Genomic DNA, 9,817 nt, shown 5'->3' with positions numbered 1-9,817 from the left:
CGAAACTGCGCTAACCTCCTGACAAACCGAAGGTTTTCACCTTCACTTACCGCCTGAAACGCTGTGCGTCCCCGGCAGCGGATGCGTACTTTACGGATTCACCGCCGGGAGCGCAAGGGCTTTTTTTCAAAAAGCGTTATTTGAGCGTGACGCGAGCGTAGCGCTTCTTGCCAGCCTGAATGACGTAAGCGTTGTTCGTGGCCAGCATGGTGCTGGGCGCAACCGCTTCGCCGTCGACTTTCACACTACCGTTTTTGAGCATGTCCTTCGCCTGGGCGCTGTTTTTGGTCAGCCCTGCCCGGGTCAGAACGCTGGCGATCGGCGCTTCCTCACCTTCGAAGTCGACCTCGACCTCCGGTAGATCCTCGGGCAGCTCGCCGTCGGCCAGCTGGTTGCCGGCGGACTTGTGCGCGTTGGCCGCCGCCTCGTCACCGTGGTAGCGGGCGATCAGCTCGCGAGCGAGTTCCATCTTGATGTCGCGCGGGTTGGCGCCCTGCTCGACGCTTTGCTTGATCGTATCGAGCTCTTCGTTGGATTTCAGCGATAGAAGCTCGAAGTAGCGCCACATGAGGCTGTCTGGCATGGAGACCAGCTTGTTGAACATCGAACCCGGTGACTCGTCGACGCCGACGTAGTTACCCAGCGACTTCGACATCTTCTGCACGCCGTCCAGGCCTTCGAGCAGCGGCATGGTGATGACGACTTGGGGCTCCTGGCCGAAGTGCTTCTGAATTTCGCGCCCCATCAACAGGTTGAACTTCTGATCGGTGCCGCCAAGCTCCACATCCGCTTCGAGCGCCACGGAGTCGTAACCCTGAACCAGCGGGTAGAGAAACTCATGAATGGCGATGGACTGATTGGCCTTATAACGCTTCTCGAAGTCATCGCGCTCGAGCATGCGCGCCACAGTGCTCTGCGCGGCCAGCTCGATCATTTTGGCCGCTCCCATTTCGCCAAACCACTCGGCGTTGAAGCGCACCTCGGTCTTTTCCGGATCGAGGATCTTGAACACCTGCTCTTTATAGGTCTCGGCGTTGGCCTTGACGTCGGCCTCGGTGAGCGGCTTGCGCGTCACGTTCTTACCGGTCGGGTCACCGATACGCCCGGTGAAGTCGCCGATCAAAAAGATGACGGTGTGACCCAGCTCTTGGAACTGACGCATTTTGGTGAGCAGAACGCTGTGACCGAGGTGCAGATCCGGCGCGGTGGGATCGAAGCCTGCCTTGATGCGCAGCTTGCGGCCGGACTCGAGCTTTTTGCGCAGCTCGTCCTCGACCAGAATTTCGTGTGTGCCGCGCGACAGCAGCGCTAGCGCCTGATCCACCTCACTCATTGCCTCTCTCCACTGGTAAGCTTTGCCCATTCGGGGCGGAAACGATCGATAGCCGCCAATGTTATCACGCCAATCGATACCGGTTGAGCCTTCACTACTCTGGATACGCCCATGGATTCACCCATGAAGACGCCCCTAGCGCCGGACACGCTGCTCTATATCGGGCTGATGTCCGGCACCAGCCTCGACGGCATCGACGCCGCTCTGGTGGCCATCGCCCCCACGACCGCACCCAAACTGCTCGAGACCCACGCAGAGCCGATGCCCGAGCCGCTTCGTCAAGCGCTATTGACGCTGTGCCATTCGGACCAGGCACGCTTTGCCGAGCTTGCAAGCGCTGAGGCGCAGTTTTGCGAACTGCAGGCGAAAGCGGTTCAGAGGCTGCTCGGCAAGGCCGGCGTGTCGGGTGAGGACATTCGCGCGATCGGCAGCCACGGCCAAACCATCGAACATGCCCCGCAAGGCCACACCGAAGGCCCGGCCTATACGCTGCAGCTCGACAACCCGAGCCTTCTGGCAGAGCTTACCGGCATGACCGTGGTGGGGGATTTTCGCCGACGTGATCTCGCCGCCGGCGGACAGGCCGCGCCGCTCGCCCCGGCCTTTCATCAGGCGCTTTTTTCAGCGGCCGAAACCGAGCAGCTAGTGCTGAATTTAGGCGGCATCGCCAACGTCACCTGGCTTCCCGCCGCGCCGACTCAGCCGGTGATCGGCTTCGACACCGGCCCGGCCAACGTGTTGATGGACGCCTGGTTTGCGCGCCACTGCTCAAAGGGGGCGACCGGGCGCTTCGATAAAAACGGCGCTTGGGCGAAAAGCGGTCGTATCGATACCGCCCTGCTCGACCGGCTGCTCGACGAGCCTTTTTTTCGCCAGCCGCCGCCAAGAAGCACCGGGCGCGAACTGTTTCATCTCGAGTGGCTGCTAAAAAGGCTAAAAGGCGATGAGGCCCCGGCCAACGTGCAGGCCACGCTTGCCGAGCTGACCGCGGTGAGCGTGGCCCGCGCCATCTGCGAGCTTTTACCCAGCGCCACCCGAGTCAATTTGATCACCGGCGGCGGCGGTGCCCACAACACCTATTTGATGGAGAGACTTGGCCATCACCTGCCGTGTGCGACACTGATCTCACCAGAGGCGTACGGCTGGCCGGCGGACTGGATCGAGGCCGGCGCTTTTGGCTGGCTGGCCCACCAACGGCTGGAACACCTGCCCGGCAACCTGCCCTCGGTGACCGGCGCGCGCGGGCCCCGCGTGCTCGGCGGGGTCTACGCGCGCTGAGCATGATCAGTCGCGAGGCGGGGTGAGCGCCCCCTGGGCGCGGGTCTGGGCCTCCTCGAAGCTGACCGCGCCATCCTTGACCAGCTTTAAAAGCGAGGCGTTGAGGGTCTGCATGCCGAGATTGACGCCGGTCTGCATCGCCGAGTAGATCTGCGCCACCTTGTCTTCGCGGATCAGGTTGCGCACCGCCGAGGTGGCGATCAGGATTTCGTGGGCCGCCACGCGCCCGCCGCCTTCGCGCTTTAAAAGCGTCTGGGCGACGACTGCCTGCAGCGATTCCGAAAGCATCGAGCGCACCATCGCTTTCTCCTCACCGGGAAAAACGTCGATGATGCGGTCGATGGTCTTCGCCGCCGAGGTGGTGTGCAGCGTCGCGAAGACCAAGTGCCCGGTTTCCGCGGCGGTCAGCGCCAGCCGAATGGTTTCGAGATCGCGAAGCTCCCCCACCATGATGACATCCGGGTCCTCGCGCAGCGCGCTCTTCAACGCGTTAGCGAAGCTGTGGGTGTCGCGGTGCACCTCGCGCTGGTTGACCAGACAGCTCTTGCTTTCATGCACGAACTCCACCGGGTCTTCGATGGTGAGAATGTGCTCATAGCGGTATTGGTTGATGTAGTCGATCAGCGCGGCCAGGGTCGTACTCTTGCCCGACCCGGTCGGGCCGGTGACCAGTACAATTCCGCGAGGCAGCATCGCTAAACGCTCGAACACCTCGCCAAGCCCCAGCGCCTTCATCGACAGCACCTGGCTTGGAATCGTGCGAAACACCGCCCCGGCCCCGCGCCCTTGGGTGAAGGCGTTGACGCGAAAGCGCGCGATGCCGGGCAGTGCATAGGAGAAGTCGATCTCCAGGTGCTGGGCATACTCCTGGCGCTGACGATCGTTCATGATGGCGTGAACCAGCGACAGTACCTGTTCGTGACTCATGGCGGGGACGTTGAGCCGATGAATATCGCCATCGACGCGAATCATGGGCGGCAAACCGGCGCTCAGATGCAGGTCGGAGGCATTCTGTTTTGCCGAGAATGCCAGCAGTTCGGTAATATCCATCTCACTTCCCTGGCGGTTAAAGGTACTTCAGTATGGCAGAAATCGCGCTTTGCAAGTCGCTTGACGCCGCACACCAGCGTTTGGAGCGCGCGCTCGACGCCGCCGAGCGCCCGACAGGTAGCGCCAGGCTTTTGGCGGTGAGCAAGACCAAACCCGCCTCGATGCTGCGCGATGCCTGGCAGCACGGCCAGCGCGCCTTCGGTGAAAACTACCTGCAGGAGGCTCTCGATAAGCAGCGCGAGCTTTCGGATCTCGACGATATCGAGTGGCATTTCATCGGTCCGCTGCAGTCCAACAAGACCCGGGCGGTGGCCGAGCACTTCGATTGGATGCACACCGTCGAGCGCGAAAAGATCGCCAGGCGGCTCAATGAACAGCGCCCGGCGCACCTTCCCCCGCTCAACGTGTGTTTGCAGGTGAACATTAGCCGCGAGGCGAGCAAGGCCGGCGTCGCACCGGAAGACGCGCTGGCGCTCGCCAGAGAAATCGCCGCGCTCGAGCGTCTTTCGCTGCGCGGGCTCATGGCAATTCCCGCGCCCTGTGACGACCCCGAGCGCCAGCGCGAACCCTTCGCCGCGCTCAAGGCGCTACTTTTTGAGCTGCAGGCCGCCCTGCCCGACGCGCCGTTGGATACGCTCTCCATGGGCATGAGCGACGACCTGGAAGCCGCCGTTTTCGAAGGCGCGACGCTGGTACGTCTGGGCAGCGCAATTTTCGGCGCTCGCGATTAAGCGTAAAACCCGGCACTCGATCACGGAAACCGCCGCGAGCGGCCACTTTTATTTAATCAGGAGCTTCATTGATGGCGAACAACATTACCTTCATCGGCGCGGGCAACATGGCCAAGGCGATCATCGGTGGCCTGCTCGACAGCGGCTTTTCCGCCGCACAGATCACCGCCACCGCGCCAAAGGATGAGGAGCTTGCGCCGCTGCGCGAGAAAATGGGTATTCATACCGCGACCGACAACGTTGAGGCGGTCAAAAACGCCGACGTGGTGATCCTCGCGGTCAAGCCGCAGATCATGCAGGACGTGTGCGCAGCACTCGCCGAGCCGATACAGGCAAGCAAGCCGCTGGTCATTTCGATTGCCGCGGGGCTTGAAGCCGCTACAATCGACGGCTGGCTGGGCGGCGAGTCGGCGCTGGTGCGCTGCATGCCCAACACGCCGTCGCTGGTCGGCGTCGGCGCCAGCGGCCTTTATGCCAACGCCCGTGTGAGTGACGACCAGCGCCGTTTGGCCGGCGAGCTCATGGAAGCGGTGGGCATCGTCGAATGGGTCGAAGACGAAGCGCTTTTGAATGCGGTCACCGCGGTGTCCGGCAGCGCCCCGGCCTACTTCTTTTTGATGTTCGAGGCGATGGAAGAGGCGGCGGTGGCCCAGGGGCTCCCGGCGCAGACCGCGCGCCGCCTTGCGATTCAAACCGCGCTGGGCGCGGCGACCATGGCGGCGCAAAGCGAACACGACCCGGCCACGCTCAAGCGCAACGTCATGTCGCCCGGCGGCACCACCGAGCGGGCGATCGAGCACATGGAGTCGGCAAAGCTGCGCGAAACGATCAAAGCAGCGATGCAGGCCTGCGCCGACCGCGCCGATGACATGGCCAAAGAGCTGCGCGGCCGCTAAGTACCGCCAAACCTTCAATACTCAGCACGACTTAACGCAACGGAGACGCAAGCAATGGGCAGCCAAGTAGGTAGCGCCGGGTTGATGCTCGTCAACACGCTCATCAACATCTATTTATTTCTTTTAATGCTGCGTTTTCTGCTGCAGGCCTCACGCGCGGACTACTACAACCCGATGAGTCAGTCGGTGGTCAAGATCACCCAGCCGGTGGTCGGGCCTTTCCAGGCCTTTTTAGGGCCGGTGGCCGGGCGCTTCGACCTAGCAACGCTGGCGGCGGCGTTCGTGCTGAAGGTGGTCAGCATCGTCGCCATTTTCATGCTGTTCGGTCTCGGCATGCCGCCGGTGGTGCAGCTGGTGATCGCGGGCATTGCCTCGCTTGCCAACGCCATTTTGAAGATCTACTTCTTCGCCTTGATCGTGATGATCATTCTGAGCTGGGTGGCGCCCAACGCAAGCCACCCGGGCGCGCTTCTGGTGATGCAGCTGGTCGAGCCGATCATGGCGCCGGTGCGCAAGGTGATTCCGCCGCTGGGCATGATCGATCTCTCGCCGATCGTGGTGTTCATCGCCATCAATTTGATCGATGGACTCGTCGTGGGCTCGCTGATTCGCCAGGCGGGCGCGCCCGGCGCGCTGGTCGGGCTATGAGCGCCTTCACTCGGATTTTGCAGGATTGACGCCCTTGATGCCTGATTTAGACACGCGCCCCGGGCCCGACTACCCGGCGGACTCCGTCGGGTTGGTCACGCCTCACGTGGCCCGCTTCGACACGCCGCTGCCGCTCGCCTGCGGCCGGGTGCTGCCGGAGTACGAGCTGATTTTCGAGACCTACGGCACGTTGAACGCCGAGCGCACCAACGCCGTGCTGATCTGCCACGCGCTCTCCGGCCACCATCACGCCGCCGGCTATCACCACCCCGACGATACAAAACCCGGCTGGTGGGATGCGCATATCGGCCCGGGCAAGCCGATCGACACCGACCGCTTCTTTGTCGTATCGCTGAACAACCTCGGCGGCTGCCACGGAAGCACCGGGCCGGTTAGCCATAACCCGGAAACCGGCCGCCAATGGGGGCCGGACTTTCCCGTGGTGACGGTGAGCGACTGGGTGGCAAGCCAGGCACGGCTAGCCGATCATCTGGGCATCGAGCGCTTCGCCGCCGCCGTGGGGGGGAGCCTTGGCGGCATGCAGGTGCTGCAATGGACGATCACTCACCCGGAGCGGGTAGCCAACGCGGTGATCATCGCCGCCACACCCAGGCTCTCGGCGCAGAACATCGCCTTCAACGAGGTCGCCCGCCAAGCGATTCGCTCGGACCCGGAGTTTTTCGACGGCTGGTACGCCGAGCACGACACGGTGCCCAAACGGGGCCTGAAGCTTGCGCGCATGGTGGGTCACATCACCTATCTGTCCGAAGACGCCATGGGCACCAAGTTCGGCCGCGACTTGCGCAGCGAAGACCTCAACTTCGGCTTCGACGTGGAGTTTCAGGTGGAGTCCTACCTGCGCTACCAGGGCGACGCCTTCTCGACCGCCTTCGATGCCAACACGTATCTTTTGATGACCAAGGCGCTGGACTACTTCGACCCCTCGGCGCTACACGGCGGCGAGCTGGCCAAGGCCGTAGCCCCGGCGCAGTGCCCGTTTTTGATCGTAAGCTTCACCACCGACTGGCGCTTTCCGCCTTCGCGCTCGAAAGAGCTGGTCGACGCGCTGATTCACGCGGGCAAGCCGGTCAGCTACGCCAACATCGAATCCCCCCACGGCCACGACGCCTTTTTGCTGCCGGAGCCGCGCTACGAGGCGCTGTTTAGCGCCTTCATGACGCGCGCCGCCGAAGAGCTCGGCCTCGAGGCCATCCGCCAGGAGCCCCGGTCATGATGCGCACCGATCTAGAGCTGATTTTCGACTGGATCCCCAAGGGGGCGCACGTGCTGGACCTGGCCTGCGGCGACGGCGCGCTGCTCGAGCGCCTGAGCCGCGAAAAAGCGGTGACCGGCTACGGTTTGGAGATCGACCCGGCGGGCATCACCGCCTGCGTGGCGCGCGGGGTGTCGGTGATCGAGCACAACCTGGACGATGGCCTAGGCAACTTCTGCGATCAAAGCTACGACCAGGTGATCATGACCCAAGCGCTTCAGGCGCTGCGCCGACCGGACAAAATGCTCGACGAAATGCTCCGGGTGGCCAACGAGGGCATCATCACCTTCCCTAACTTCGCCTACTGGCGCCACCGGGTGTATCTGGGCCTGCGCGGCTACATGCCGGTGTCGAAGTCGCTGCCCCACGCCTGGTACGACACGCCCAACATTCACCTGTCCACCTTCAACGACTTCGAGCAGCTGTGTCGCGAGAAAGGGCTGGTGATCGTCGACCGCGCCGTGGGCGTGGGCGAGCATCGCGGCCACTGGACGTCCAAGTGGTGGCCCAACCTCTTCGGCGAGATCGCGATCTTCCGCGTGCGCCGACGTTAAAGGCGCACCTTCAGGGCGCGCTCGATAAAGATCGACGTCGGCGCGCCCGCCTCCCACCCGATACCGATACCGTAGGCCAGCACCTCGACGCCCTGAGCCACCGCGGCGTGCAAGCCCGCGGCGTAGGCCGGGTCGATGTGCGTGGCCGGGCCGACGTCGTCGATGCCCTGGCGCGCCACGCAGAACACCAGCACCGCACGCTCGCCGCGGCGGGCCAACGCCTCGAGCGATTGCAGGTGCTTGAGCCCGCGAGTGCTGACCGATGCCGGAAAGTAGCCGTGGCCGTCGTCCTCGCGCAGCGTCACCTGCTTGACCTCGAGATAGGCGCGGCGACCGCTTTTGGAGTCTTCGAGCAGAAAGTCGAGCCGCGAGTCGTCGACCGTCACCTCGCGGCGGCGCGTATCGAAGCCGGCCAGCGCCTCGAGCCTGCCGGCCTCAAGGGCGGTCTCGACGATGCGGTTGGCGCGCCCGGTGTGGATCGAGGCAAGCGCTACCTGGCCGTTGGCCTCCGGCAGCTCGATCAACTCCCAGGTCCAGGCGAGCTTGCGCTTGGGGTTGTCGCTGGAGGAGAGCCACACCCGACACCCCGGCACGTTGACGCTTTTCATCGAACCGGTATTGGGGCAGTGGGCGGTGACCTCGCGGCCGTCGTCCAGGCGCACGTCGGCGAAAAAGCGCTTGTAGCGGCGCAGCAAAATGCCCGGCACCAGGGCCTCGTAAGTGATCATGTGCGCGCCACGAAGCGGGCCAGACGCACCAGCGCTTCCTCGAGGCGCGCCACGTCCGCGGTGAAGGCGATACGCACGAAGCGCTCGCCGCCCTGCACGGCGAAATCGATGCCTGGCGTGATCGCTACGTTCTCCTCTTCCAGCAGCCGCTGGCAAAACGTTTGGCTATCGCGGCTGTAGCGAGAAATATCGATCCAGACATAGAACGCGCCCTGGGGCGCCACGTCCGGGGCGAGGCCCAGCGTCTGGAGGCCATCGATCAGCACCTGGCGGCGCTCTTTCAACACGGCGAGGCGGCGCTCCAGCTCCTCGCGGCACTCCGGCGTAAAGGCAGCAAGCGCGGCGTGCTGCGCGGGGGTGGACGCCGCCAGAAAGACGTTCTGGGCCAGCCTCGTCAGCGGTTCGATCGCGCGCGTTGGCGCCACCAGCCAGCCCAGGCGCCAGCCGGTCATGCCAAAGTACTTCGAGAAGCTGTTGACGACGAACGCCTCGCTTGAAAGCGACGTGGCGGAAAGCGGCGCGTCGTCAAAGTTGAGCCCCTGATAGATCTCATCGACCACCAGCTCGCCGCCGCGGGCCGCCACCGCTTCGCACACGCCGGCAAGCCCAGCCCGGCTCAGGGTGTGGCCGGTGGGGTTCGACGGCGTGGCAAGCATGGCAAGGCGCGTGGCCGGCTGCCAGTGGCGCTCGATCAGCCCGGCGTCGAGCTGCCAGCCGGTGTCGGCGCCAACCGGGATGGCATCCACCTCGGCGCCGGCCAGCGCCATGAAGTGGCGGTTGCAGGGATAGTTGGGGTCCGCCATCAGCACCCGGTCGCCTTCGCTCACCAGTAGCTGGCTTGCCAGCAGCAGCGCCCCGGAGGCGCCGGGGGTGACGATGATACGCGCCGGATCCACCTCGGCGCCGAAGTGATCAGCGTAGTGGCCGCTGATCGCCTCGCGCAGCGTCGGCAGTCCCGCGGCGGGGGTATAGCGGGTTTTCGCGTCGGCCAGGGCGGCCTGACCGGCGGCCAAAATCGGCGCGGGCGTGGGGAAGTCCGGCTCGCCCACTTCCAGGTGAATGACGTCAAAGCCTTGGGCCTCGCGGGCTTGGGCCATTTCCAGCAGGTGCATCACGCGAAACGGCGCGACCTGGTCGAGGCGGGGATTCCAGCCCATTCGAACTCCTTGAGCGCTCTATCGATCGAGGTTGTAAGGTGCATTAAGAAATTAGACGTTCGTCGTAGACGTCCGGTTATGCTTGCATGGCGATACATTTTAGGCTAAACAAGCATCCCTTTGGCGTGAAATCGTGGTGTTGTCGCGATGGATCTCAGTCACACGAGTA

At 63.9% G+C, this 9,817-nt stretch carries 10 protein-coding genes; 6 read left to right on the top strand and 4 right to left on the bottom strand.

All coding sequences use genetic code 11. The annotated features are described in order from the left end of the window. Nucleotides 1–136 precede the first annotated feature (136 nt). Complete coding sequence (gene tyrS / locus ACGLWX_RS16200) at nucleotides 137–1,333, bottom strand: tyrosine--tRNA ligase (protein WP_396241269.1); 1,197 nt, start codon at nucleotides 1,331–1,333, stop codon at nucleotides 137–139. 123 nt (nucleotides 1,334–1,456) lie between these two features. On the opposite strand from tyrS, the gene ACGLWX_RS16195 reads away from it, so the two are divergent. Continuing rightward, complete coding sequence (locus ACGLWX_RS16195; RefSeq protein ID WP_396241267.1) at nucleotides 1,457–2,611, top strand: anhydro-N-acetylmuramic acid kinase; 1,155 nt, start codon at nucleotides 1,457–1,459, stop codon at nucleotides 2,609–2,611. Nucleotides 2,612–2,617: 6 nt separating this feature from the next. Here ACGLWX_RS16195 and ACGLWX_RS16190 read toward each other — a convergent pair whose 3' ends face one another. Then, nucleotides 2,618–3,661 carry a type IV pilus twitching motility protein PilT gene (locus tag ACGLWX_RS16190; protein WP_396241265.1) on the bottom strand — a complete coding sequence of 348 codons (1,044 nt, stop codon included), beginning with the start codon at nucleotides 3,659–3,661 and terminating at the stop codon, nucleotides 2,618–2,620. A gap of 32 nt (nucleotides 3,662–3,693) precedes the next feature. Between ACGLWX_RS16190 and ACGLWX_RS16185 the strand changes: the two genes are divergently transcribed. The 5 genes from ACGLWX_RS16185 (at nucleotide 3,694) to metW (ending at nucleotide 7,763) form a co-directional block, all read left to right on the top strand. After that, a complete protein-coding gene (locus ACGLWX_RS16185) occupies nucleotides 3,694–4,392 on the top strand; it encodes a YggS family pyridoxal phosphate-dependent enzyme (RefSeq protein WP_396241263.1) in 699 nt (232 codons plus the stop codon). 71 nt (nucleotides 4,393–4,463) lie between these two features. Continuing rightward, complete coding sequence (gene proC / locus ACGLWX_RS16180; RefSeq protein ID WP_396241261.1) at nucleotides 4,464–5,288, top strand: pyrroline-5-carboxylate reductase; 825 nt, start codon at nucleotides 4,464–4,466, stop codon at nucleotides 5,286–5,288. 54 nt (nucleotides 5,289–5,342) lie between these two features. Next, nucleotides 5,343–5,936 carry a YggT family protein gene (locus tag ACGLWX_RS16175; RefSeq protein ID WP_396241259.1) on the top strand — a complete coding sequence of 198 codons (594 nt, stop codon included), beginning with the start codon at nucleotides 5,343–5,345 and terminating at the stop codon, nucleotides 5,934–5,936. A gap of 37 nt (nucleotides 5,937–5,973) precedes the next feature. Continuing rightward, nucleotides 5,974–7,170 carry a homoserine O-acetyltransferase gene (locus ACGLWX_RS16170; RefSeq protein ID WP_396241257.1) on the top strand — a complete coding sequence of 399 codons (1,197 nt, stop codon included), beginning with the start codon at nucleotides 5,974–5,976 and terminating at the stop codon, nucleotides 7,168–7,170. Then, entirely contained in the window at nucleotides 7,170–7,763 is a 594-nt protein-coding gene (metW, locus tag ACGLWX_RS16165; RefSeq protein WP_396241279.1) for a methionine biosynthesis protein MetW, read from the top strand. The genes ACGLWX_RS16170 and metW overlap by 1 nt, the downstream gene beginning before the upstream one ends. On the opposite strand, the gene sfsA is transcribed toward metW, so the two are convergent. Next, nucleotides 7,760–8,491: a DNA/RNA nuclease SfsA gene (sfsA, locus tag ACGLWX_RS16160; protein ID WP_396241255.1), complete on the bottom strand. Its 732-nt coding sequence runs from the start codon at nucleotides 8,489–8,491 to the stop codon at nucleotides 7,760–7,762. The two genes, metW and sfsA, sit on opposite strands and share 4 nt — an antisense overlap. Next, nucleotides 8,488–9,648 (bottom strand): aminotransferase class I/II-fold pyridoxal phosphate-dependent enzyme, encoded by a 1,161-nt coding sequence (locus tag ACGLWX_RS16155; protein ID WP_396241253.1) that lies wholly within the window; start codon nucleotides 9,646–9,648, stop codon nucleotides 8,488–8,490. The genes sfsA and ACGLWX_RS16155 overlap by 4 nt, the downstream gene beginning before the upstream one ends. Nucleotides 9,649–9,817 lie beyond the last annotated feature (169 nt).

Source organism: Halomonas sp. HMF6819, assembly GCF_044335525.1.
In the GTDB taxonomy this organism is placed as follows: domain Bacteria; phylum Pseudomonadota; class Gammaproteobacteria; order Pseudomonadales; family Halomonadaceae; genus Vreelandella.
The sequence above is the reverse complement of the archived record's forward strand: the minus strand, read 5'-3'. Positions and strand labels throughout refer to the sequence as shown.